Genomic DNA, 23,847 nt, shown 5'->3' on the forward strand with positions numbered 1-23,847 from the left:
GCCATAGGGGCCCCGGCCAAACACATCCACCCAGCCGGGCACCACCCACCAAAAACCGGGCCTGAGCCGAAGCTCGCGGCGAAGCACATCCACCACCCGGGCACCCCGGCAAAAGACCGGCGCTTCACAAACGCGGACACGGCGCACCAACAGCCGCAGCGCGTAAAGCACCGGACGCCCCGCGGGCCCTGAGTCCGCGGGGCGTCCGGCACCACCCATCAAACCAGGCGAGCCATCAAACCAGGCGAGCGCCACTGCGCGGGTCGAACAGGTGCAACTCGCCCGCATCGCGGACGGTCACCGTCACCGTCTGCCCCAGCGCGGGCGGCGTGCGCCCGTCGACCCGCATCACCAACCGGTCCCCGCCCTCCCCGGCGATGGACCCGTGCACCAGCGCGTCCGCCCCCAGCTCCTCGACCAGCTCAACCACCAGCTCGAACCCACCGTCGCTGCCCGAGGGAACCAGCCCCAGCGACTCCGGCCGAACACCCAGCGTGACCTCCGACAGACCGGCGTCACCAATGGCCTTGATCGTCTCCCGGGGCAGCGGAACCGCCAGCCCACCCAGCAGAACCGCGTCCCCCTCCACCCGAGCGGTGTGCAGGTTCATCGCGGGGGACCCGATGAACCCCGCGACAAAAGCGTTCTGCGGCCGGTCGTACAAAGCGCGCGGAGTGTCACACTGCTGCAACAACCCATCCTTGAGCACCGCCACCCGATGCCCCATCGTCATCGCCTCAACCTGATCATGCGTCACATAGATCGTCGTCGTCCCCAACCGCCGCTGCAACGCCGCGATGTTCGCCCGCGTCTCCACCCGCAACTTCGCATCCAAGTTCGACAACGGCTCATCCATCAAGAACACCGCCGGATCACGCACGATCGCCCGCCCCATCGCCACCCGCTGCCGCTGCCCACCCGACAACGCCTTCGGCTTCCGAGCCAGGTACTTCTCCAAGTCAAGCAGCTTGGCAGCCTCCTGCACCTTGGTCTCGATCTCCGACTTCGCCAACCCCTGCAACTTCAGCGCGAACCCCATGTTCTGCGCCACCGTCATGTGCGGGTACAACGCATACGACTGAAACACCATCGCGATATCCCGCCCCTTCGGCGGCACATTGGTCACATCCCGATCACCGATGCGGATGACGCCCTCGTTGACGTCCTCCAGGCCCGCCAACATCCGCAGGGCGGTGGACTTGCCGGAACCGGACGGGCCGACCAGGACCAGGAACTCCCCGTCGGCGACCTCCAGGTCGAGGCCGTCGACCGCCTTCACCGGGGGCGATCCCGGGTAGATCCTCGACGCTGCCTCGTAACGCACCTCGGCCATCTCGCGTCATCCTTCATCAGCTCGGCGATGGGGTGCCCGGCGGCGGCCGCGATCGCGACACCGCGCCGGGGTCGCCCCAGGATGCCGGAAACCCCTGTGCCGCACCAGGGGAACCTGCAAGGCTTTCCGCAATTCCATGACGGAGGCGTCACGGTTCCAGTCTCGAAACGGTAACGACGAACCCATGTGCGTTCCCTTGGCGGCAACTTGCGTGAACAGTCCGCTTAACACTGAGCGGGGCCCGGCGTCGATCGGCGCACGCGCGCCCCGGAGTCGAATCACCTGTGGAGGCGTCGTGGTAACGCAAGGTCGTGTCGCACGCGGTGCCGCATTAGCGGCCGCCCTGGTCCTGGGCGTCAGCGCGTGCGGGTCGTCGGATTCCGGTTCGTCCCCCAGTTCCGGGTCGACCCCGGCGGCCCTGGAGGGCGTCGGTCCGATCACCCTGGTGACGGGCAAGGACTTCTCCGGCAACCTGCAGAACCAGGTCGACACCTGGAACCAGCAGCACCCGGACCAGATCGTGAAGGTCATCGAGCTGCCCGAGGACGCCGACGCGCAGCGCCAGCAGATGGTGCAGAACGCGACGACGAAGTCCGACGCGTACACCGTGCTCAACCTCGACGTCATCTGGACCGCGGAGTTCGCGGCCAACCAGTGGGTCACCCAGCTTCCCGAGTCGGAGCTGCCGCTGGACAAGCTGCTGCCCGCCACCGTCGAGACCGGCAAGTACTTCAACAAGCTCTACGCGGTGCCGACCACCTCCGACGGCGGCCTGCTGTACTACCGCAAGGACCTGCTCGACGCGGCGGGCGTGAAGCCGCCGACCACGTGGGCGGAGATGAAGGCGGCCTGCGACAAGGTCCTGCCGACCGCGCCCGGGACCTCCTGCTACGCCGGGCAGTTCGAGAAGTACGAGGGCCTGACGGTCAACTTCTCCGAGGCGGTCAACTCCGCGGGCGGTGTCGTCGTCGGTGACGACGGCAAGCCGAACGTCAACACCCCGGAGGCCAAGAAGGGCCTGGACTTCCTCGTCGAGGGCATCAAGTCCGGCCAGATCAGCCAGAAGGCGCGCACCTTCAAGGAGGAGGAGGGCCGCCGCGCCTTCCAGGCCGGTGAGCTGCTGTTCCAGCGCCAGTGGCCGTACCAGTACGCCAAGGCCAACGCGACCGACGGTTCCTCGCAGGTGGCGGGCAAGTTCGCCGTCGCCCCGCTGCCCGGCCTCGACGGCCCCGGCGCCTCGACCCTGGGCGGGCACAACTACGCCATCTCCAGCTTCGCCAAGAACAAGAAGACCGCGCTGGACTTCATCAAGTACTCGATCGACGAGAAGCAGCAGCGCGACAACCTGGAGAAGACCTCGCAGGCGCCGACCTGGGCCTCCCTGTACGACGAGCAGGCCCTGATCGCGCAGTTCCCGTACCTGACCGAGCTGAAGAAGAGCATCGAGGCGGCCAAGAAGCGCCCCGCGGTGGTCAAGTACCAGGAGGTGTCCTCGGCGATCCAGCAGGCCGCCTACGACGCCATGGGCGGCACCACGACCAGTGAGGACGCGCTCAAGAAGTTGCAGTCCAAGCTGGAAGAGCTGACCAAGCAGTAGTCGCGCGGCACGGGGCCTCGGCGGATCAGCCGAGGCCCCGTTCCCGTACCGGAAGCACCCCTGTTCCCGTTCCGCCGCTGGAGATCCCGCATGGCGACCACTGTCGACGCACCGCCCACACCACCCCCTCCCGCCCCGCCCGTGAAGCAGGACCGGCGCGCGGGCACCGGCCGACTGGCCGCGCTGCTGGTCTCCCCCACCATGCTCGTGCTGGCACTGGTGGTGGCCTACCCGATCCTCGCGGCGTTCCGGCTGTCCTTCTACCGCGACAACGACGGCATCGACCCGGAGACGGGCCTGGTGCAGTCCGGCGAGACGTTCGTCGGGCTGGACAACTTCACCGACATGTTCAGCGGGGACGCCGGTGAGCGCTTCCGCAACGCGCTGATGAACACCACCACGTTCACCGTCGTCGCGGTGTCCATCGAGGTCGTGCTCGGGGTGCTGATGGCGCTGGTGATGCACCGGGCGTTCAAGGGCCGGGCACTGGTGCGCGCGGCGATCCTGGTGCCGTGGGCGGTGCCCACGGCGATCGCCGGTCTGCTGTGGCGGTGGATCTTCCAGGCCGACGGCGTGGTGAACAAGATCCTGGACCTGGACGAGCCGGTCCTGTGGACCACCGACGGCATCCAGGCCTGGTTCGCCGTCATCATCGCCGACACGTGGAAGACCGCGCCGTTCATCGGCCTGCTGGTCCTGGCGGGCCTGCAGGTCATCTCCAACGAGGTGTACGAGGCGGCCAAGCTGGACGGCGCGTCGCCGTGGAAGACCTTCTGGTCGATCACGCTGCCGCTGGTCAAGCCGACGCTGCTGGTGGCGGTGCTGTTCCGCATCCTCGACACGCTGCGCCTGTTCGACCTGCCGTTCACCCTGATCGGGCCGGGCAAGGACGCCACCGACACCATCACCGTGATCGCCTACGAGGAGGCGGTGAAGTTCGGCAAGTACGGCCCGGCGTCGGCGTACTCGATCTTCCTGTTCGCCTACGTCGCGGTCGTGGCGTTCGTGTTCGTCAAACTCCTCGGCGCCGACGTCCTCGGCACCCGCGACGGGAAGAAGGGCCGATGACCACCACCCTCGACGCACCCCCGCGGGCCGCCGCGGCCACGCTGGGCAAGGGCCGCCCCTGGTACTGGTGGGCGCCGTACGCGGGCATCGGCGCCATCGTGCTGTACTGCCTGTCGCCGTTCTACTGGATGCTGGTCTCCAGCCTGCGCCGCTCGAACGACATCTTCTCCGACGCCCCGGTGCCCAGCCCGTTCTCGGTGGAGAACTACAGCGCCGCGTTCTCGGAGGACAACGGCTTCCTGCGCGCGCTGCTCAACTCGTTCCTGGTCGCGGGCATCACCACGGTGCTGGTCCTGCTGATCGGCACGCTCACCGCGTACGCCCTGGCCCGGTTGGACTTCAGGTTCAAGAACCTGGTGCTGGGCATCGTCATGGTCACCTCGATGTTCCCGACGATCTCCCTGCTGGTGCCGCTGCTGGAGCTGTTCAGCTCGATCGGCTGGATCAACACCTACCAGGCGATGATCGTGCCGAGCATGAGCTTCGCCCTGCCGCTGGCGGTGTGGAACCTGACCGCGTTCTTCCGGCAGATGCCCACCGAGCTGGAGGAGGCGGCCCAGATCGACGGTTGCACCCCGGCGCAGGCCTTCCGGAAGGTCATCCTCCCGCTGGCCGCCCCCGGGGTGTTCACCACCGCGATCATCACCTTCATCGCGGCGTGGAACGAGTTCATCATCGCCCTGTCGGTGGTGAACGAGAAGAGCCTCAAGACGGCGCCGGTCATCAGCTCCCAGTTCACCGGCACCACCGACTTCGACGCCCCCTTCGGCACCCAGATGGCGGCGGGCGTGATCGTCACCATCCCGCTGGTGATCCTGGTGCTGCTCTTCCAGCGCCGGATCGTCGCCGGGCTGACCGCGGGCGGCGTCAAGTAGCCGACCGCGCATGCACACCGAGGCCGTTCCCGCCCCCGGGAACGGCCTCGTTGCTTTGTGAAATCGATCACGCACCCCCCGTGACGGGGGGCGTTTTTGTTGTGATCGACCAAGCAAGATCCACGCTGTTGCGCACGATGGTGTGGATTCACCCGAAAAACTGACACTTTGTTGCGGAGCGCCACTTTTCTCCCGAAAAAGGTCACGGTTGTGGACTTGATCCGCCAAAGGGATGACGGCCATCCTGGCGGTCCCGATCGGCCATTCGGCCCCGTCCGACCTTGGAGTCCCCCGTGCGTCCTCCCCGCCTGTTCGCTCTCTCCGCCGCTGTTGCAGGCACCGCCGCGCTGACCGCGCTGACCGCCCCGTTCGCGGCCGCCACCGGTGGTCCCACGGGTAGCGCCTTCGCCGTGTCCGTGCAGGCCAAGGCGCTCAACGCCGCCTCGGTGTCGGTCGGCCCGGCGCCGCTGGCCACCTACCCGGCCGGGGACGACAAGTCGGTCGTCAAGGTGGACCTGGCCAAGGCGGGCGTGGTGGCGAAGGTCGTCAACGCGTCCTCCGACCTCACCGGCTCGAAGCTGGTCAGCACCGCCAGCATCGCCGAGGTCGACGTGCTGGGCATCCTCAAGGCGAAGATCGTCGAGGCCACCTGCACCAGCGACGGCAAGACCGTCACCGGCAAGTCCACCCTGGCCGAGGTGACCCTGATGGGTCACAAGGTCGACGTCTCGGCGCGCGGCAAGGTCGACGTCGCGGGCCTGGCGACCGTCTCGGTGGACGAGCAGATCACCGGCGCCGACGGTTCGCTGACCGTCAACGCCCTGCACGTCAGCTTCGGCGGCCAGCTCAAGAACCTGGCGCAGGGCGACATCATCCTGTCGCAGGCCAAGTGCAGCAAGACCACGGGCGGCGGCGACGGCGGCCCGTCGACCACCGCCCCGAACGCGGGCGGCGGCGACAAGGACGTGGAGACGCCCTCCAACCCCACCTCCTCCCCCGTGGCCACCACCCCGGGCTCCGGCTCCGGTTCGGACTCGGGTTCGGGCTCGGGTGACAACGGCGGCGTGACCCCGGTCGCCAACGAGGACGACCTGGCCAACACCGGTGCCACCGGCATCCTCCCGCTGGCCATCGGCGGCGTCGCCCTCGTCGGCGGCGGCGCGGGCGCGTTCTGGTACGCCCGCCGCAAGCGCACCGCCTGAGCACAGCACTGACCGGAAGGGCCGTCCCCCGGCGGGGCGGCCCTTCCGCGCGTCCCGGGGTCGGCCGAGTGCCGCTGTTCGGCTGAGCGTGGCCCTCCCCGCGACCGGGTACCCCGGGCAGATGAAGCTCTACGCCGACGAACCGACCCGCCGCATCAGGCAGGCGGTCGGCGACCTGGTCGCCCTCCTCCTGGTCCTGCTCGCCACCTGGCTGGCCAAGGAGGTCCGCGAGCGCATCCTCGAACTCCGCGGCCCCGGCGACGGCCTCATCACCGCGGGCACCAACCTGCGCGACACCTTCGACCAGGCCGCCTCCCACGCCGACGACGTCCCCCTGGTCGGCGACGAACTGGCGGGCGCCCTCAAGACCGGCTCCGGCGCGGGCGACAAGCTCACCGCGGCGGGCCAGTGGCAGATCGAGGCGGTCCAGGACCTCGCCCTCTGGGTCACCGTCGCCCTCATCGCCGTCCCGATCGCCTTCCTCCTCATCGTCTGGTTCCCCCGCCGCCACCGCTACGTCCGCGAGGCCACCGCCGCCACCCGGCTGCGCGCCGCGGGCACCGAGGGCCACGACCTCCTCGCCCTGCGCGCCCTGGTCACCACCTCCCTCCCCCGCCTCGCCAAGACCAAGGGCATCGCCACCGGCTGGCGCACCGGCGACCCCGACGCCATCGACACCCTCGCCCGCCACGAACTCCGCAGGCTCGGCCTGGACCTCTAGACCCCGCCCCCGACGCCACCCCGGCCACCCGAGAACCGGCGGCCTGGCACCCACCGAAACCCGGATTCCAAACAGACACCCAGTTGCGCAACCCCTCGCAAGCCATTGCAGCCAAACGGACCTATACCCCGACATGCAGCCGTGGTTTGGTGCTCTGGCCTGCCCCGCCACGCGGCGGCAGGCGTGCAAGGGCTTACGACAAGGAGGTCGTCATGGGTGGACGCAGGCGCAGCGGAGTGGCGCTCGGCCTCGCGGCACTGCTCGCACTCCCGGCAGCCCCCGGCCAGGCCCAGGCAACCCCCGCACCACCGGCACCCCAACGCCTCGCGGTCGGCGCCGTCACCGACATCGCCCCGGGCACCCGCCCGCAGGACCGCCACCTCGCGGGCGAAGCCCTCCGCGACGACCTCACCGGCGAGCGCTTCTACTTCGTCATGCCCGACCGCTTCGCCAACGGCGACCCGCGCAACGACCGCGGCGGCACAACCGACCCCGACCGCCTCAGGACCGGCTTCGACCCCACCGACAAGGGCTTCTACCACGGCGGCGACCTCCCCGGCCTGCGGTCCAAACTGGCCTACCTGGACGGCATGGGCACCACCGCCATCTGGATGACCCCGATGTTCGCCAACCAGTGGGTGCAGGGCAGCGGCGCCGACGTCTCGGCCGGGTACCACGGCTACTGGACCACCGACTTCACCCGCCTCGACCCGCACTTCGGCACCACCGCGGACATGCGGGCCCTGATCCGGGACGCGCACCGCAGGGGCATCAAGGTCTTCTTCGACATCGTCGCCAACCACACCGCCGACGTGATCGACTACGCCGAGGGCGAGCACGACTACATCGGCACCGGCGCGCAGCCCTACCTCGACGCCCGGGGCAACGTCGTCGACATCGGGGCCGCCGCGGGCAAGCCGGGCTTCCCCGCCCTGGACCCGGCGAAGTCCTTCCCGTACACCCCCGTCTTCCGCACCCCCGCCGACGCCACCAAGAAGGTCCCCGCCTGGCTCAACGACCCGGCGCTCTACCACAACCGCGGCGACTCGACCTACACCGGCGAGTCCACCGAGTACGGCGACTTCTCCGGCCTCGACGACCTGATGACCGAGAACCCGAGGGTCGTCGACGGCATGGAGCGGATCTTCACGAGCTGGATCGACACCCTCGGCATCGACGGCTACCGGGTGGACACCGTCAAGCACGTGAACATGGAGTTCTGGCAAGCGCTCGCCCCGCACGTCAAGGCGTACGCGAAGGCCAGGGGCAAGGAGGACTTCTTCGTCTTCGGCGAGGTCTACGACTCCGACGCGGCCAACACCTCCGCCTACACCACGACCGGCCGGATGCAGGCCACCCTGGACTTCCCGTTCCAGAGCGGCGCACTGGACTTCCTGTCCGGCAGGGGCTCCGCCCGCCTGGCCGAGGTGTTGACCGACGACGACCGCTACACCGACGCCGACTCCAACGCGTCCTCCCTGCCCACGTTCCTCGGCAACCACGACATGGGCCGGATGGCGTGGATGCTGCGCCAGCAGGGCGTGCCCGAAGACCAGCTCCTCAACCGGCTCAAGCTCGGCAACACCCTGATGTACCTGTGGCGCGGCAACCCGGTCGTCTACTACGGCGACGAGCAGGGCTTCGCGGGCGGTGGCGGCGACAAGCTGGCCCGGCAGGACATGTTCGCCAGCAAGACCCCCGAGTACGCCGGTGAGCGGTTCATCGGCAGCGACCGCACCGGCGCGGTGGACAACTTCAACACCGCCCACCCCCTCTACCGCCAGCTCGCCGACCTGGCGGAGTTCGTCGACCGCGATCGCGTCTGGGCGGACGGCAACCAGACCCTGCGCTTCAACCAGGGTGACGTGCTCGCGTTCAGCCGCACCACCCGGTGGGAGCAGCGCGAGCACCTGGTGGTGGCCAACGCGGGCGCGGCCCCGGTGACCGTGGACGTCCCGGCCGCCGCCGGGAACCTGCGCTACCGCACCGAGTTCCCCGCCCAGGGCCCCGGTCCGACCAGCGGCGCCGACGGCAAGGTGCGGGTCACCGTCCCCGCCTTCTCCGTCGTCTCCCTCGTCGCCACCGACCGCGTCCACGCCACGGCGGGCGACCCGACGCTGATCGCCCCGGCCGCGGGCACGGTCCTCGACACCCGCGTGGAGGTCAAGGCCGACGGTGTCGGCGCGGGCCAGGCCACCTTCGCCGCGAAGGTCGAGGGCAGCCGCGACTGGACCACCCTGGGCACCGACGACTCCGCGCCGCACCGCGTCTTCGCCGACCTGGGTTCGCTGCCCGGCGCGGGCGTGGGCAAGGAGGTCGAGCTGCGCGTGGTGACCAGGGGCTCGACCGGTCAGGTCGGTGCCGACGGCGCCACCATCACCCTCGCCGCCGCCCCGCCGGTCCAGCCGCCGGGCGCGGGTCAGAGCCCGGACTGGCTGGTGGTGCACTACGCCCGCGCCGACCACGCGGGGTGGGGCCTGCACGTCTGGGGCGACGTGGAGACCCCGACCGAGTGGTCCGCGCCGCTGCCGTTCGCGGGTGAGACCCCCTTCGGCCGGTTCGCCTGGGTGAAGCTCAAGCCGGGCGCCAAGTCCGTCGGCATGATCACGCACCGGGGCGACGAGAAGGACGGCGGAGACCGCGTGGTCGACCCGTCGGTCACCCCGCAGGTGTGGTTGGAGCAGGGCGCGGCGGAGGTGTTCCCCAGTGAGGTCGCGGCCACCGGACAGGCCGTCGTGCACGTGCAGCGAGCTTCGGGCGACTACGCGGGCCTCGCGGTGAGGGTCGCCGGGCAGCCCGATGTGCCGCTGTCCGGCCGCGACGACTTCGGCGCCGTCGCCACCGTCCCCACCACCGTCTCCCCGCTCGACTTCACCGTCGTCGACGGCGCCACCACCGTGGCCACCGGCAAGCTGACCGGCGCGCGGGCGTGGGTGAAGGAGACCACCACCTTCGCCAGTCGGGCGGCGGCGGAGAACCGCGCGGTCATCCACTACCACCGCCCCGACGGCAACTACGCCGACTGGGTCCTCTACCACTGGACCGGTTCTCTGGAACCGAGCCCGGGGTGGACGCGGTCGCGGCAGCCGGACGCCACCGACGGCTTCGGCGTGACCTGGTCCGTGCCGCTGGCGCCGGGCGCGGGCGGGCTGGCCAACATCATCCACCGGGGCGACACCAAGGACCCCGGCGCCGACCAGTTCCTCGACGTGGCGGGCACCGGGTACGAGGTGTGGTTCGTCTCCGGGTCGGCGAAGGCGGACGGTTCCGCGTCCTTCGTCCTCCCGTCGTCATCCGCCCCGGCCGCCGACGCCGACCTGGGCAAGGCCAAGGCGGTCTGGGTCGCCAAGGACCGGCTGGTGTGGGAGGTCCCCGCGGTCGCCAGTGACGGCTACCAGGTCCGCTACGACGCCGACGGCGGGATCGCCGTGGTCGACGGCCGGATCAGCGGCGGCAAGGTCCTGCGCCTGGACCCCGGCGGCGCCCTCGGCGGGGACCTCGCGGTGAAGTACCCGCACCTGGCGGGCAAGCCCACCTTCACCGTGCGGGCGGCCGACGCGGGCCGGGTCGACGAGGCCCTGCGCGCCCAGCAGGCCGCCGTGCACGTCGACTCCAGCGGCGCCCTGCGCCACGCCACCGGCACCCAGCTCGCGGGCGCCCTGGACGACCGCTACGCCGCCGAGGCCACCCGGTTCACCTACCGCCCCGTGTTCGACGGCGACCGGGTGACCGCCCGCCTGTGGGCGCCGACGGCGAAGTCCGTGCGGCTGCGCCTGTTCGACACCCGGGCGCCCGCGCCCGACGCCCGGCCCGCGCAGGTCGTGGACCTGCGCCGCGACGACCGCAGCGGCTCCTGGGCGGGCACGGGTGACTGGAAGAACCGGTACTACCAGTACGAGGTGACCGGCTGGTCGTCCACCGAGCGCAAGCTGCGCACGGTCGTGGTCACCGATCCCTACTCGGTGGCCCTGTCGGTGGGGTCCACGCACTCGCAGTTCGCCGACCTGCGCGAGCAGGCGGCCACCCCGGCGGGCTGGGACCGCCAGGTCGCCCGCGGCCTCGACGGCGACCCGACCGAGCACGGCATCACCGAGCTGCACGTGCGCGACTTCTCCGCCACCGACACCTCCGTGCCCGCCGCCGAGCGCGGCACCTACAAGGCGTTCACCCACCGCGACTCCACCGGCATGAAGCACCTGCGGGCGCTGGCCGAGGCGGGCATGGACACCGTGCACCTGCTGCCCACCTTCGACATCGCCTCGATCCCCGAGCGCCGCGCCGACCAGCGCCAACCCGCCTGCGACCTGCCCGCCGCCGCACCGGACTCCCAGGCCCAGCAGGAGTGCATCGCGGCCACCGCCGCCAGTGATGCCTTCAACTGGGGCTACGACCCGCTGCACTACGACGTGCCCGAGGGCTCGTACGCGGTGGACGCCGACCAGTCCGGCACGGCCCGCAACCGCGAGTACCGGGAGATGGTCAAGGCACTGCACGACAACGGCAACCGGGTCGTCCTCGACGTGGTCTACAACCACACCACCGCCGCCGGGGACGCGCCGAACTCGGTGCTGGACAAGGTCGTCCCCGGCTACTACCAGCGCCTCGACACCGATGGCGCGGTCGCGAACTCCACCTGCTGCGCCAACACCGCGCCGGAGAACGCGATGATGGGCAAGCTGGTCGTCGACTCGGTCGTGCACTGGGCTCGCGCGTACAAGGTGGACGGTTTCCGATTCGACCTCATGGGCCACCACCCGAAGGCCAACATCCTCGCCGTCCGCGCCGCGCTGGACGCGCTGACGGTGGCCGAGGACGGCGTGGACGGGACGAAGGTCCGCCTCTACGGCGAGGGCTGGGACTTCGGCGAGGTCGCGGGCGGCGCGCGGTTCGAGCAGGCCACCCAGGCCAACATGCGCGGCACGGGCGTCGGCACCTTCTCCGACCGCTCCCGCGACGCGCTGCGCGGCGGCGGCCCGTTCGACGAGGACCCGCGCGTGCAGGGCCTGGCCTCGGGGCTGGCGGGCGCCTACAACGGCGTCGGCGGCTCCCCGGAGGCCCGGCTGGCCAACTACACCGACCTGGTGAAGCTGGGCATGGCGGGCAACCTGGCCGACTACGGCTTCCTCGGCTCAGCGGGCCCCACCACCGGCGAGGACGTCTCCTACAACGGCTCCCCCGCCGGCTACACCGGCACCCCGGCCGAGCAGATCGCCTACGCCGACGCGCACGACAACGAGACGCTGTTCGACGCCCTCACGCTCAAGCTGCCCACCGGCACCCCCATGGCCGACCGGGTGCGGATGCAGAACATCGCGCACGCGCCGGTCCTGCTCGGCCAGGGCCAGCCGTTCATGCTGGCGGGCACGGAGTTCCTGCGCTCGAAGTCCCTCGACCGCAACAGCTACGACTCCGGCGACTGGTTCAACCCGTACGACCCCTCGCTGCGCGACAACGGCTTCGCCCGCGGCCTGCCGCCAAAGCCGGACAACGAGGCCAAGTACTCCTTCATGGCGCCGGCGCTGGGCGACCCCGCGCTCAAGCCGACCACCCCGGACATGCGCCGCGCGGTCGACAACACGCTGGAACTGCTGCGCATCCGCCGGTCCTCGCCGCTGTTCACCCTGAACGACGCCGCGCTGGTGCAGGCCAAGCTGTCCTTCCCGGCCGCCGAGCAGGGTCTGGTGGTGGCGCACCTGGACGACACCGCGGGCGCCGACACCGACCCGGCGCGCCGGGGCCTGCTGGTGGTGGTCAACCCGTTCCCGGCCGCCAAGACCGTGACCACCCCCGCGTCCGGCTGGTCGGCGCACCCGCTGAGCGCGGACGCCGCGGCGACCGCGCTCACCGCGACGACGGCCACCGTCCCCGCGCGATCCGTGGTCGTCCTCACGCGCTGAATCCTGGTCGGGCGGGGTGTGCGCGGGTGTGGCACCTTCATCCCGCACACCCCGCCTGACCTGCGCGAAGGATGTCCGGAATGAGCGGAACCGCTGAATTCGCACTGCCCGAGCGGGTGGACACCCCCGGGCCCGGACCGGTCACCCACGGCACCCTGGGCACCTGGCTGCTCAAGCACCGCGTGCAGCGGCCCGGCCGCGTCTCCGACGAGGGGCACGGCGACCAGCAGGCCTGGTGGAAGGTCATGTGCCTGACCGGGGTCGACTACTTCTCCACCCTGTCCTACCTCCCGGCGATCGCGGCCCTGGCCGCAGGCGCGCTGTCCCCGCTGGCGACGCTGCTGATCGTGGTGCTGACCCTGTTCGGGATGCTGCCGATGTACCGCAGGGTCGCCGAGGAGTCCCCGCACGGCCGTGGTGGTCGCCGGGGTCGTCACCCTGCTCGGCACGCCCGGGGTGCTGTCGGCGTGGTGGGGCGCGGTGACCTCGGGGCCGGGCGTCGTCGGCCCGGCCGTGCCTGCGTTCCCGCTGCTGGTGCTGGGGCTGTCCGGGTTCGAGACCGGGGTGAGCATGATGCCGCTGGTGGCGGCGGGGTCCGAGGAGGAGAAGGTCCGCAACACCCGCAGGCTGCTGACCACCGCCGCCGCGATCATGTCGGTGTACCTGCCGGCCACGAGCTTCATCACCACCGTGCTGATCCCCGCCGAGGAGTTCCAGCCGGGCGGCGAGGCGAACGGGCGCGCGCTGGCCCACCTCGCCCACCAGGAGCTGGGGTCGCTGTTCGGCACGGTCCACGACATCAGCAGCGTGCTCATCCTGTGGTTCGCGGGCGCCTCGGCGATGGCCGGTCTGATCAACATCGTGCCGCGCCACCTGCCCGGCTACGGCATGGTTCGACGAGGCCGCCCGCCGCTTCGTCACCGAATCCCTGGCCTTCGACGGCGCCCTCAACATCATCGCCAACCGCCGCCAGGTCGGGGACGAGGCGGAGTACGACGAGAAGGAGACCGCCCAGCGGGCAATGAACCCGGTCCCCGGCCGCGCCGACGTCCTGTTCCTGGAGATCGACGTCGACGACCCCTCGGACTTCAGCGAGGCCCTGGAGGTCCGCGGCGTCGAGCTGGGCGGGCACCGCGTCCTGCGCGCCTCCAGCCCCGCCGCCCCCAACGCCATCGCCGCGATCCTGCCGGCCCTGCGCGACGCCACCGGGGTCCGCCCGCACTGCTACTTCGAGTGGTCCGAGGGCAACCCCCTGGGCCACCTCTTCCGCCACCTCATCCTCGGCCGCGGCGACACCGCCCCGTCGTCCGGGAGATCATCCGCTCGGTTGAGGAGGACCCCGCCCGCCGCCCCGGCATCCACGTGGGCGGCTGACCTGCGGTTTGCGTGATCTCGCGGCGTACCGGGTACCTTCGGGCGAGCCGAGAAGAGGAGCTGCCGGGTGAGCGCTGACACGTCCTTGACCATCGAGCACCACCGCACGCCCCAGGGGCACCACCTGACCCTCGCGGGTGACCTCGACTACACCAACGCGGTCGACCTGGAGACCGCGCTCACCGACCTCCCGCTGAGCGAGGGGGACGTCCTCACCCTGGACCTCGGCGAGCTGGGCTTCTGCGACTCCACGGGCCTGTCCACCCTGATCACCGCCCAGCGCCTGCTGGCCCAGGTGGGCGGGCGGGTGTCGGTCACCGCCATCGACCGCAACCTCGCCCGGGTCATGTCCATCACCGGCATCGCCCACCTCTTCGACGCGGCAGCGGACACCCCCACGGCCCCCGGCGCCAAGGAGGCCTGACCCGTCCGGCGTCCGGGGCGCGGGTTCCCGGACCGCGCGTCGTGCCGTCGGGGCCGGTGCGCTGTCAGGGCTGCGGGTCGTAGGTGGTCCCGCCGTACCAGGCGAGTGCGGCGCGCAGGTCGGCGACGTCGCGGGACCGCCGACCCGGACCCACGCCGTGCCCGACCGGGGCCAGCCGCATCCCCGAGCCGACCGAGCCCAACCCCGCCACCCCGTCCCGGGGCCACACCGCCAGCCAGGGCCGCCCGGCGACCCCGGTGACGACCCGCACCTTCGCGATCTGCTGCCAGTCGACCCGGATGCGCCGCCCCGGCCGCAGCACCACGATCCCCTGCCCCGACACCTCGACCACGGACTTCGGCCGCAGCGCCGTCCACAGCGCGCCCACCGCCAGCAGCCCCAGCCCGGCGGCGAACAGGAACAGCAGCGTCGCCTGCTCCACGTCGTGCCGCTGCGCCCCGGACCACCCGAGGAAGAACAGCGACGCCAGCCCGGTCCCCATGCTGTGGACCAGCGGCCGCAGCCGCCCGCTCTCGAACACCATCCGGGCGGGCGGCCCAGCGGCATCCGAGCGGTACGGCGCGGGCGCCTCGGCCCCACCGCCCCACGCGGCCACCTCACCACCCCGGCCGAAGCCGCTCGGCACGACCTCCCGAGCCCCCGACCCCGGGGTCGCGGGCCCGCCCGCCTCGGCCCCCCGAGCCGCACCCGGCCACGACCCGGGCTCAGCCGCCAACGGCCGCGACCCGGCGGGCAGAGACCCCGGGTCCCCCGGACGCGCCCCCAGCGCCGCGGGCCACGACCCGACATCCCCACCGCCCGACCCCGAATCCCCGGGCCCCCGCGCCTCGGCGGACCCGGCCCGGAAGTCCTGCGGCCCCGCCCCGGCGGCCGCCCGGTGTCCATCCCCGACGGCGGACCCAGGTCGGGAATCCCTCAGTCCCGCCTCAGCGGCCGCCCGGTATTCATCCCCGGCGGCGAACCCGGGCCGGGAATCCGGCCCCGCCTCAGCGGCCGCTCGATGTCCATCCCGGTCGGCGAACCCGGGCCGGGAATCCGGCCCCGCCTCGGCGGCCGCTCGATGTCCATCCCGGTCGGCGGACCCGGGTCGGGAATCCCTCGGCCCCGCCTCGGCGGCCGCTCGGTGTTGATCCCGGTCGGCGGTCCCGACGGTGTTCGCGGGCTGTGCGGGGATCACCCGCTCCGTGGGCGAATCCTCGGCGATCGCCGCCCCCGCACCGGGTGCACCCTGATCAGCCTCGCGCGTCATCCCCCGCGCGTCCGAGTCACGGGCATCCCGCCCTGCCGTCCCCGCATCGCCCGTGGTGTCAGGCGATTCCGCCCGCCGCGCCACAAGCCCCTGTGCGGCAACGGGTTCAACCCGCTCGGTGCGGCTCTCCTCCGCCAGCGGAGCAACCTCATCCGGCGCCGGACGACCCTCGCCCCGCCCCGTGGGCCGACCCACCGACGCGGCCTCCGTCGACCCGCCGGGGCGGAACCCGGGAGCCACGTCACTGCCCGCCACCCCCGGCCCGGGGTCGGCCGGACCGCCCGACCGGAACGCCCCGCCTGCGGGCGTCCCGGGACCGGCAACCGGAAAGCCCTGCGCCGGAAAACCCTGGGCCGGGAAGCCGTCGGACGGTGTTCCCGCGCCGAACCCGGCGCCCGGTCGGGCCGGTTCGGGCGGTGCGCCGACCGAGGTGGCCGCGTTGCCCGTCGGTGGTTCCACCGTGGCCGCCGGGCCGACCGGTGCCGCCCCGGTGTAGGCCCGCGTGCCCGGTCGGGGCACCGGTGCCAGCATCCGGGTCCGGTGCTCCTCCACCAGGTCGCGCACCGCGGGCGGCAGCCACTCCGCGTGCTCCGGGTGGCCGATCTCCGCCAGCAGGTCCCCCGGGGTCGGCCGCGCCTCCGGCCGGGGGTCCAGGCACCGCGACGCGATCCCGCGCAGCCGGGCGGGCACCCCGTCGAGGTCCGGTTGCCCGTGCACGATCTTGTACAGGGTCGTCGCCAAGCCGAAGTCGCCGAACGGGCCCCGGCCCGCGGCGGCGTGGACCAGGACCGACCCGAGGGCGAACACGTCGCTGGCCGGGCCGACCTCGCCCGCCTCGATCTGCTCCGGGGACAGGAACCCCGGGGTGCCCACCACGATGCCGGTGCCGGTCACCCCGGAGGCGGCGTGCACCGCCTTGGCGATGCCGAAGTCGATCACCCGGGGGCCGTCGGCGGCGAGGAGCACGTTGGACGGTTTCAGGTCGCGGTGCAGCAGGCCCGCGGCGTGGATCGCGGCCAGCGCCTCGGCCAGGCCCGCGGTCAGCCGGAGCAGGGCCGGTTCGGGCAGCGGCCCGTGCCGCTCCACCGCCTCGGCGAGGGTCGGGCCGGGGACGTACTCGGTGGCCAGCCACGGCTGCTCGGCGGCCGGGTCGGCGTCGACCACGGCGGCGGTCCAGAAGCCGCCGACCGCGCGGGCGCTGTCGATCTCCTGGCGGAAGCGGTCGCGGAACTCACGATCGCGGGCGAGTTCGGCGCGGACGACCTTGAGGGCGACGCTGCGGCCGCCGGGGGACAGGCCCAGGTAGACCGTGCCCATCGCCCCCTGGCCCAGCCTGGCGCGGATGGCGTAGTTGCCGATCCGCTGCGGATCTTCGACCTCAACCCGGCGCACGCGTGTCCCCTCACCCCGACTGGTCCGCAGGCTACCCATTTGTCCCGCCACCCGGGCAGGCCACCACCCCGGGAAATGGGGATGAAGACGGCAAAAGCCCCAGGATAACAGTGGGTGATCGCTCCACCTACTGGACACACCAGGTGAGCCTTACCTAAATTCAACCGGTGCGGGGTCCGCCGCCCAGCGGACCGAGGACCCACCAGGACGGGACCGGCGATGGAGTACGCGTTCAGCAGCGCGCTGATCGGCCTGCGCGAGGGGCTGGAAGCGGCGCTCGTGGTCAGCATCCTGGTCGCCTACCTGGTCAAGACCGAGCGGCGGTCCGCGCTGCGCTGGGTGTGGGCGGGTGTGGTGACCGCGGTCGCGCTGTCGGTGGCCTTCGGGGCCGTCGTGTCCTACACCAGCTCGACGATGTCCTTCGAGCAGCAGGAGCTGTTCGGCGGGACGATGTCGCTGGTCGCGGTGGCGTTCGTGACCGGGATGGTGTTCTGGATGCGCAGCACCGCCCGGCGGATCTCCGGTGAGCTGCGCGGCAGGCTCGACCGGGCCGCGCGGGTCGGGCCGGTGGCGATCACGCTGGTGGCGTTCCTGTCGGTGGGGCGCGAGGGGCTGGAGACGGCCGTGTTCTTCTACGCCGCCACCGACTCGGCGGGCGAGAACTCCGGGCCGCTGGTCGGGTTCCTGGTCGGGCTGGTGGTGGCGGTCGCGCTCGGCTGGGCGATCTACCGCGGTGCGCTCAAGGTCAACCTGACCAGGTTCTTCACCGTCACCGGGGTGCTGCTGGTGTTCGTCGCGGCGGGCGTGCTCGGCTACGGCCTGCACGACCTGCAGGAGGCCGCGTTCCTGCCCGGCCTGGACACCCTGGCGTTCGACCTGTCCGGCCCGGTGCCCGAGGACTCCTGGTACGGCGCCCTGCTCAAGGGCATCTTCAACTACTCCGCGCGCACCACCGTGCTCCAGGCCGTCGCCTGGGTCGCCTACGTCGCCACCACCCTGACCCTGTTCCTCCGGCCCGCGAAGAAGCAGGCCCAGCCCCCCGTTCCCCAAGGAGCACAGCCGTGAGCCGTCCCACCCTCAGCGCCGCACTCGCGGCGGCCGCCGCCTTCTCGCTGACCGCCTGCGGCGGCGGGGACGCGGGCACCGACCCCGCCGCGGGCGGTCCGATCGCGGTGGAGGCGAAGGACGAGTCCTGCGGTGTGGCCCGGTCGGAGGCCGCGGCGGGTCAGATCACCTTCGAGGTCAGCAACAAGGGCAGCCGGGTCACCGAGTTCTACCTCTACGCCGAGGGCGACCGGATCATGGGCGAGGTGGAGAACATCGCCCCCGGCCTGACCCGGCGGCTGATCGTCGAGGTGGCCGACGGCGGCAAGTACCAGACCTCGTGCCGCCCGGGGATGACCGGCGACGGCATCCGCGCCGACTTCACCGTCACCGGCGGCGCGACCCGGCAGGTCGACACCGACGCCCGGCTGGCCGAGGCCACCGAGGGCTACCAGACCTACGTGGCCAACCAGGCCGACGCGTTCGACGCCAAGACCAAGGAGTTCGTGGCCGCGGTCAAGGCGGGCGAGGTGGACGAGGCGAAGGCGCTGTACCCGGTCGCGCGCACCTACTGGGAGCGCATCGAGCCGGTGGCGGAGAGCTTCGGCGACCTCGACCCGCGCACCGACGCCCGCGAGGCCGACCTGGAGCCCGGCCAGGAGTGGACCGGCTGGCACCGGTTGGAGAAGGAGCTGTGGGTCACTGGTCTCAGCGCCGACGCCCCGGCCGTGGCCGACACCCTGGCCACCGACGTCGCCGAGATCGTGACCAGGTCCAAGGCGGTGGAGCTGACCCCGCTGGACCTGGCCAACGGCGCCAAGGGCCTGCTCGACGAGGTGGCCACCGGCAAGATCACCGGCGAGGAGGACATCTTCTCGCACACCGACCTGTGGGACTTCCAGGCCAACGTCGAGGGCTCGCAGGCCGCGATCGCCGCCCTGCGCCCGGTCGTCGTCGAGCGCGACCCGGCGCTGGTGAAGACGCTGGAGGAGAGGTTCGCCGCCGTGACCGACCTGCTGGCCGCGCAGCGCCGGGGCGACGGCTTCAAGCTCTACACCGACCTGTCCCCCGAGCAGGTCAAGGCCTTCGCCACCGCGGTCGACGCGCTCAGCGAGCCGATCAGCAAGGTGGCCGAGGTGGTGGCGCAGAAATGACCGGCCCGGGGGAAAGCGGTGCGGCGGTGAACGGCACCGGAGCGGGCAAGCAGGCGGGGGTGTCCCGGCGGCGGCTGTTCGGCCTCACCGGGGCGGGGGTCGCGGTCGCCGGGCTCGGCGCGGCGGCCGGGGCGCCGGCGACCGACGCGCCGCGGGTGCGCCCGACCGCGGCCGACCCCGCCGCCCCGGTGCCCTTCCGCGGCGAGCACCAGGCGGGCATCGTGACGCCCGCGCAGGACCGCACGCACTTCGTCGCGTTCGACGTGACCACCCGCGACCGCGCCGAGCTGCGCGACCTGCTGCGCGAGTGGACCGCTGCGGCCGAGCGGATGACCAGGGGCGAGGAGGCCGAGCCGGACGGCGCGGTCGGCGGCGGCGCCGCGGCCCCGCCCGCCGACACCGGGGAGGCGCTGGGGCTGCCCGCCTCGGCGCTGACGCTGACCATCGGCTTCGGCCCGTCGCTGTTCGACGACCGGTTCGGCCTGGCCGGGCAGCGCCCGCCCGCGCTGATCGACCTGCCGCGCTTCCCGAAGGACAACCTGGACCCGAACCGCACCGGCGGCGACCTCTGCGTGCAGGCGTGCGCGAACGACCCGCAGGTGGCGGTGCACGCGATCCGCAACCTGGCCAGGGTCGGGTTCGGCCGGGTGGCGGTGCGCTGGTCGCAACTGGGCTTCGGCCGCACGTCGTCGACCTCGACCGCGCAGGCCACCCCGCGCAACCTGTTCGGCTTCAAGGACGGCACCAACAACCTCAAGGCCGAGGACCCGGCCGGGCTCGCCGAGCACGTGTGGGTGGCCGAGTCCGACGGCCCGCCGTGGATGGTCGGCGGCAGCTACCTGGTGGCCCGCCGAATCCGGATGCGCGTGGAGACCTGGGACCGCGCCCCGCTCGCCGAGCAGGAGGCCATCGTCGGCCGCCGCAAGGGCAGCGGCGCCCCGCTGGGGCAGCAGGACGAGTTCGACCCGGTCGACCCGCACGTGCGCGGCGCGGGCGGGGTGCCGGTGATCGCCGAGGATGCCCACGTGCGGCTGGCGTCGGCGGAAGCCCTGGAGGGGGCCAGAATCCTGCGCCGCGGCTACAACTTCGCCGACGGCAGCGACGGCCTGGGCCACCTGGACGCGGGGCTGTTCTTCCTCTGCTTCAACCGGGACACCCGCACCCGGTTCGTGCCCATGCAGCGGGCGCTGTCGTCGAAGGACCCGATGATGGAGTACCTGGAGCACAACGGTTCCGGGCACTTCGCCGTGCCCCCGGGGGTCAGGGACGGGCAGTACTGGGGTCAGGGCCTGTTTGGCTGAACGGGGAGACGTCGAGGTTGTCGGCGAGGTCGAGGACCGACGGGAACACCACCTCGGCCCCGGCGTCGCGCAGCTCGGCCTCGCCAAAGCCGCCGGTGAGCAGGCCGACCGTGCCCAGGCCCAGCTTGCGGGCGGCGTGGAAGTCCCACACCGAGTCGCCCAGGGCGACCGCGTCGGTGGCCCCGACCTTGTCCAGGGCGACCTGCATGAGGTCCGGGGCGGGCTTGGTGTCCTCGACGTCCTCGGACGTGGTGTAGGGGAGGTCGCGGGCGTCGAGCAGGTCGCGGAAGACATCCACGTGCTTGGGCTTGCCCGAGGTGGCCAGCACGACCTGGAACCCGCGCTCCCGCAGCCCGCCCAGCAGCCGGTCCACACCCTCGAACGGGCGCACCTCGTCGATCAGGGCGTCGAACTCCCCGACCCAGGCCTCGCGCACCTCGTCGCCGAAGGCGCGCTCGAAGTCCTCACCCGCCACCGCGGGCACCAGGCGGTCGCCGCCCATCCCGATGTGCCGGTGCAACTGCCACACCGGCAGGGTCCGGCCGACGCCGCGGAAGGCGCGGTACCAGGCCACGGCGTGCTGGTAGTTGGTGTCGACCAGCGTCCCGTCGACGTCGAGGACGGCGGTGGGGCGTTCGGGGGTGTCGGGCATGGCCGGTGGGTGCCCGGGGGCGGGGCGGGGAAAACCTCAGAGCGGGTCGTGGCCCCAGTTCAGCAGCGAGTACCGCCACGGGGTGTGCTCCACGTCGCCGTGCGGGCGCTGGGCGGTGTGGCGGTGCACGTAACCCACGACCTTGCGCATGTGCGCGTAGTCCGCGTCGGACAGTTCGTCGTGCTTCGAGCGCAGGATGCGCACGATGTGCCGCCCGGACTGGTGCCCGGTGGACTCGCCGCCGCCGTCCTTGTCACCAACCGACTTCGACTCGTCGGTGTCGAGCCACTTCTCCAGCCGCGCCGGGGTCACGTTGACCACGTCGTCGAACTCGGCCCTGACCTGCTTGCGCTCGTCGTCGTCCATGCACCCGGGCTACCCCACCGGCGGGCGCGGCTACCGTCCCGGTCAGGTGAACAGGTCCGGCGGCGGCACCGGGGCGGTCACGGGTTCGCCGTCGACCATCGGCCGCGCGGAGCCGGACAGCTCGCGCAGGTCCCGGTCGGTCACGCACCGGGCGGGGAAGGGCGCCGCCGCCGCGCGCCCGGCGACCTCCGCCACCGGCAGCGGCGCGGCGGACGCGGCGACCACCAGGTTGCTGAACCGCCGACCGCGCAGCACCGCGGGCTCCCCCACCAGCATCACCTCGGCGAACACGGCGCCCAGGGTGGCCAGCACCCGCCGCGCGTAGGGCAGGCCGGGCCCGTCGGTCACGTTCACCAGGCACACCCCGTCGGCCCGCAGCACGCGCGCCACCTCCGACACCGACTCCACGGTCACCATCCCCTCCGGGACCACCGCCCGCACGAACGCGTCGAGGATGACCACGTCCCGCGACCCCGACCCGGCGGCGGCCAGCGCGGGCCGCCCCTCCCCCACCACCACCTCCAGCCCCGGCACCCGGTCGAGCCCGAACTGCTCCACCGCCAGCGCCACCAACTCCGCGTCCGCGTCCACCAGCCCCTGCGCCGACCCGGGCCGGGTGGCGGCCAGGTAGCGCGCGAGCGTGCCCGCCCCACCACCGACGTGCAGCACGTCCAACGGCCCCCCGGGCAGGCAGTCGAGGACGTCGGCGATCCGGCGCATGTAGTCGAACTCCAGGTGCGCCGGATCGGCGAGGTCCACGTACGACTGCGCGATCCCCCCGACCGACAGCAACCAGCCGTCGGCCCGGTCGAGGTCGCGCAGGATCTCTGCGGTGCCGAACCGCACCGGGTACCGCCCCTGCCGTGGAAACCGCTCGCTGCACACGCGCACAGCAGACCACACCCGCCGAGCGGGCGTCGTGTCGTATGCGGAAAACCGGTGGGCAGACGCCGAACGGGACCCGTCACCCCGCCCAGCACAACCGATCAGAGCAGGCGACGCGCGGTCAGGGAAGTTCCGGCTCGACCAGCTTCGCCGCGTCCAGCACCTTCGGGCACAGCACGGCGGGCTCCATCGTCCCCCCGGTCCCGATCCCCGACACATCCACCCGCGACGTCGCCGTCAACTCGATGGACACCACACAGATGTCATCGAGCTGTGTAATAGCTTGAACGGCCCGGCGAGAGCCCACCGAAATGGACGTCTTCTCCCCATCGACGACAAGTTGGTCAATGCCCAATTCGGGGAACACGGCGACCGTGAAGTTGTAGCTGTCCGCGATCGAACCTTTGTCGACCTTCCACTGACAGAGTCGCGCGATCCTCGTCTCATCGGGCTTGGCGGGGCCTGTCACACCGAGCGCGGCCTTCGTCTCCGAGGTGAACAGAGCACACGGATCGATGGTGTCCGCGGAATCGCCGGACCCGGTCGGCCCCCCCGACTCCGAGGTCGACCCGGTCGGGGTTGTCGACGGCTCGGGGTCACCCGAATCCACCACGCCGGGCACAGCACGCCCAGCAGTCTCGGTCGAACACCCGGTTGCCGCCGCGAACACCAGCACCGCGAAGACGACACAGGCGCGGATGCGCATCACGGATCAGACCTCCCTCTCATGTGAGCCTACTCGCAGCGTTCTCGTCGACTTCACGATAGTTGTCCATCGCCTGCTTGATGGCGGCCTCGGCTTGGCTCAGTGACTTCGCCAAAGCATCGAGCTGGGTCAGGAAGCCCTCGGGATCAACAGCCACCTGCTGAACGTACGGTTTCATCACCTTCGCGGCGTTGCTGGAACCCAACTTGGGCTCTTGCGTCAGGACGAACCACCTGCCTCGGTTGTCCGCGATCCAGTCGGCCATCTTGCGGATGGCCGCCAGCATGGCGTCGCCGCCGTGCTGGTTGACGGCGAATTGGCCTGCGGCGGCGGCGCCCACGAATGCTTCCATCGACTTGCCGATGGCCTCGAGCGACGCGGACTCTCCCTCATCGATGTACACGAATTCCCCCTGCGGTAGTGATGCGTCACTGAGGGTCACCGTACGTGCCGGTGGAGGTACGTGTCTCAGGTTTCGCATAACCTGCGCCGATGGTTGAGCGCTGATCAGCCGATCGAGGCAACCGAGTGTTTCGCGTCCGGTGAGTCGGCGAGCATGGCGCGGGCCACCTGCCGGGGGCTTCTC

General features: G+C 71.9%; 17 protein-coding genes and 1 pseudogene. 11 read left to right on the plus strand and 7 right to left on the minus strand.

Features of this window, described 5'->3' with window-relative positions:
* Positions 1-235: 235 nt before the first annotated feature.
* Positions 236-1,333, minus strand: a complete 1,098-nt coding sequence (locus tag UO65_RS30285; protein WP_035289532.1) for an ABC transporter ATP-binding protein — start codon at positions 1,331-1,333, stop codon at positions 236-238.
* 445 nt (positions 1,334-1,778) lie between these two features.
* On the opposite strand from UO65_RS30285, the gene UO65_RS30290 reads away from it, so the two are divergent.
* The 8 genes and pseudogenes from UO65_RS30290 to UO65_RS30325 all read left to right on the plus strand — a co-directional run bounded on the left by UO65_RS30290 (position 1,779) and on the right by UO65_RS30325 (position 14,491).
* On the plus strand, positions 1,779-2,930 hold the full coding sequence (locus tag UO65_RS30290) for an ABC transporter substrate-binding protein (RefSeq protein WP_233427900.1): 1,152 nt from the start codon (positions 1,779-1,781) through the stop codon (positions 2,928-2,930).
* A gap of 90 nt (positions 2,931-3,020) precedes the next feature.
* Positions 3,021-3,998 carry a carbohydrate ABC transporter permease gene (locus UO65_RS30295; protein ID WP_084176393.1) on the plus strand — a complete coding sequence of 326 codons (978 nt, stop codon included), beginning with the start codon at positions 3,021-3,023 and terminating at the stop codon, positions 3,996-3,998.
* Positions 3,995-4,873 carry a carbohydrate ABC transporter permease gene (locus UO65_RS30300; protein ID WP_084176394.1) on the plus strand — a complete coding sequence of 293 codons (879 nt, stop codon included), beginning with the start codon at positions 3,995-3,997 and terminating at the stop codon, positions 4,871-4,873. The genes UO65_RS30295 and UO65_RS30300 overlap by 4 nt, the downstream gene beginning before the upstream one ends.
* Positions 4,874-5,166: 293 nt before the next feature.
* Positions 5,167-6,075 (plus strand): choice-of-anchor P family protein, encoded by a 909-nt coding sequence (locus UO65_RS30305; protein ID WP_035289541.1) that lies wholly within the window; start codon positions 5,167-5,169, stop codon positions 6,073-6,075.
* A gap of 121 nt (positions 6,076-6,196) precedes the next feature.
* A complete protein-coding gene (locus UO65_RS30310) occupies positions 6,197-6,796 on the plus strand; it encodes a hypothetical protein (protein WP_035289544.1) in 600 nt (199 codons plus the stop codon).
* A gap of 212 nt (positions 6,797-7,008) precedes the next feature.
* Positions 7,009-12,693: a pullulanase-type alpha-1,6-glucosidase gene (pulA, locus tag UO65_RS30315; RefSeq protein ID WP_035289548.1), complete on the plus strand. Its 5,685-nt coding sequence runs from the start codon at positions 7,009-7,011 to the stop codon at positions 12,691-12,693.
* A 414-nt stretch (positions 12,694-13,107) separates the two neighbouring features.
* Positions 13,108-14,067, plus strand: a pseudogene (locus tag UO65_RS38885) (amino acid transporter); the annotation flags it as partial.
* Between the two features lie 67 nt (positions 14,068-14,134).
* Positions 14,135-14,491 (plus strand): STAS domain-containing protein, encoded by a 357-nt coding sequence (locus UO65_RS30325; protein WP_052022015.1) that lies wholly within the window; start codon positions 14,135-14,137, stop codon positions 14,489-14,491.
* 64 nt (positions 14,492-14,555) lie between these two features.
* Here UO65_RS30325 and UO65_RS37690 read toward each other — a convergent pair whose 3' ends face one another.
* The gene (locus UO65_RS37690; protein ID WP_052022016.1) at positions 14,556-17,153 is read right to left on the minus strand and encodes a serine/threonine-protein kinase; all 2,598 of its coding nucleotides are present in this window, start codon (positions 17,151-17,153) and stop codon (positions 14,556-14,558) included.
* 219 nt (positions 17,154-17,372) lie between these two features.
* Here UO65_RS37690 and efeU point away from each other — a divergent pair, with 219 nt between their 5' ends.
* From efeU to efeB, 3 genes are read left to right on the plus strand one after another with little or no spacing between them, the layout of a single operon-like run.
* Positions 17,373-18,218 (plus strand): iron uptake transporter permease EfeU, encoded by an 846-nt coding sequence (efeU, locus tag UO65_RS30335; RefSeq protein WP_035289551.1) that lies wholly within the window; start codon positions 17,373-17,375, stop codon positions 18,216-18,218.
* Entirely contained in the window at positions 18,215-19,351 is a 1,137-nt protein-coding gene (gene efeO, locus UO65_RS30340) for an iron uptake system protein EfeO (protein WP_035289554.1), read from the plus strand. The genes efeU and efeO overlap by 4 nt, the downstream gene beginning before the upstream one ends.
* A complete protein-coding gene (gene efeB / locus UO65_RS30345) occupies positions 19,348-20,652 on the plus strand; it encodes an iron uptake transporter deferrochelatase/peroxidase subunit (protein ID WP_052022017.1) in 1,305 nt (434 codons plus the stop codon). Before efeO ends, efeB begins: the two co-directional genes overlap by 4 nt.
* Here efeB and UO65_RS30350 read toward each other — a convergent pair.
* The 5 genes from UO65_RS30350 to UO65_RS30370 all read right to left on the minus strand — a co-directional run bounded on the left by UO65_RS30350 (position 20,612) and on the right by UO65_RS30370 (position 23,664).
* Positions 20,612-21,304: an HAD family hydrolase gene (locus UO65_RS30350; RefSeq protein ID WP_035289556.1), complete on the minus strand. Its 693-nt coding sequence runs from the start codon at positions 21,302-21,304 to the stop codon at positions 20,612-20,614. The two genes, efeB and UO65_RS30350, sit on opposite strands and share 41 nt — an antisense overlap.
* A gap of 36 nt (positions 21,305-21,340) precedes the next feature.
* On the minus strand, positions 21,341-21,670 hold the full coding sequence (locus UO65_RS30355) for a DUF3140 domain-containing protein (protein ID WP_035289559.1): 330 nt from the start codon (positions 21,668-21,670) through the stop codon (positions 21,341-21,343).
* 42 nt (positions 21,671-21,712) lie between these two features.
* Complete coding sequence (locus UO65_RS30360) at positions 21,713-22,516, minus strand: spermidine synthase (protein WP_233427901.1); 804 nt, start codon at positions 22,514-22,516, stop codon at positions 21,713-21,715.
* A 160-nt stretch (positions 22,517-22,676) separates the two neighbouring features.
* The gene (locus UO65_RS30365; protein WP_233427902.1) at positions 22,677-23,261 is read right to left on the minus strand and encodes a DUF3558 domain-containing protein; all 585 of its coding nucleotides are present in this window, start codon (positions 23,259-23,261) and stop codon (positions 22,677-22,679) included.
* Between the two features lie 19 nt (positions 23,262-23,280).
* Complete coding sequence (locus UO65_RS30370) at positions 23,281-23,664, minus strand: hypothetical protein (protein ID WP_035289568.1); 384 nt, start codon at positions 23,662-23,664, stop codon at positions 23,281-23,283.
* Between the last annotated feature and the right edge of the window lie 183 nt (positions 23,665-23,847).

This window comes from Actinokineospora spheciospongiae, from assembly GCF_000564855.1.
GTDB lineage: Bacteria > Actinomycetota > Actinomycetes > Mycobacteriales > Pseudonocardiaceae > Actinokineospora > Actinokineospora spheciospongiae.

Excerpts from the sequence above, each read along its gene's own strand:
- pulA (WP_035289548.1), top strand. The coding sequence starts at position 7,009 with ATGGGTGGACGCAGGCGCAGCGGAGTGGCGCTCGGCCTCGCGGCACTG.
- efeB (WP_052022017.1), top strand. The coding sequence starts at position 19,348 with ATGACCGGCCCGGGGGAAAGCGGTGCGGCGGTGAACGGCACCGGAGCG.
- UO65_RS30295 (WP_084176393.1), top strand. The coding sequence starts at position 3,021 with ATGGCGACCACTGTCGACGCACCGCCCACACCACCCCCTCCCGCCCCG.
- UO65_RS30350 (WP_035289556.1), bottom strand. The coding sequence starts at position 21,304 with ATGCCCGACACCCCCGAACGCCCCACCGCCGTCCTCGACGTCGACGGG.
- UO65_RS30365 (WP_233427902.1), bottom strand. The coding sequence starts at position 23,261 with ATGCGCATCCGCGCCTGTGTCGTCTTCGCGGTGCTGGTGTTCGCGGCG.
- efeU (WP_035289551.1), top strand. The coding sequence starts at position 17,373 with ATGGAGTACGCGTTCAGCAGCGCGCTGATCGGCCTGCGCGAGGGGCTG.
- UO65_RS30355 (WP_035289559.1), bottom strand. The coding sequence starts at position 21,670 with ATGGACGACGACGAGCGCAAGCAGGTCAGGGCCGAGTTCGACGACGTG.
- UO65_RS30285 (WP_035289532.1), bottom strand. The coding sequence starts at position 1,333 with ATGGCCGAGGTGCGTTACGAGGCAGCGTCGAGGATCTACCCGGGATCG.
- UO65_RS30310 (WP_035289544.1), top strand. The coding sequence starts at position 6,197 with ATGAAGCTCTACGCCGACGAACCGACCCGCCGCATCAGGCAGGCGGTC.
- UO65_RS30300 (WP_084176394.1), top strand. The coding sequence starts at position 3,995 with ATGACCACCACCCTCGACGCACCCCCGCGGGCCGCCGCGGCCACGCTG.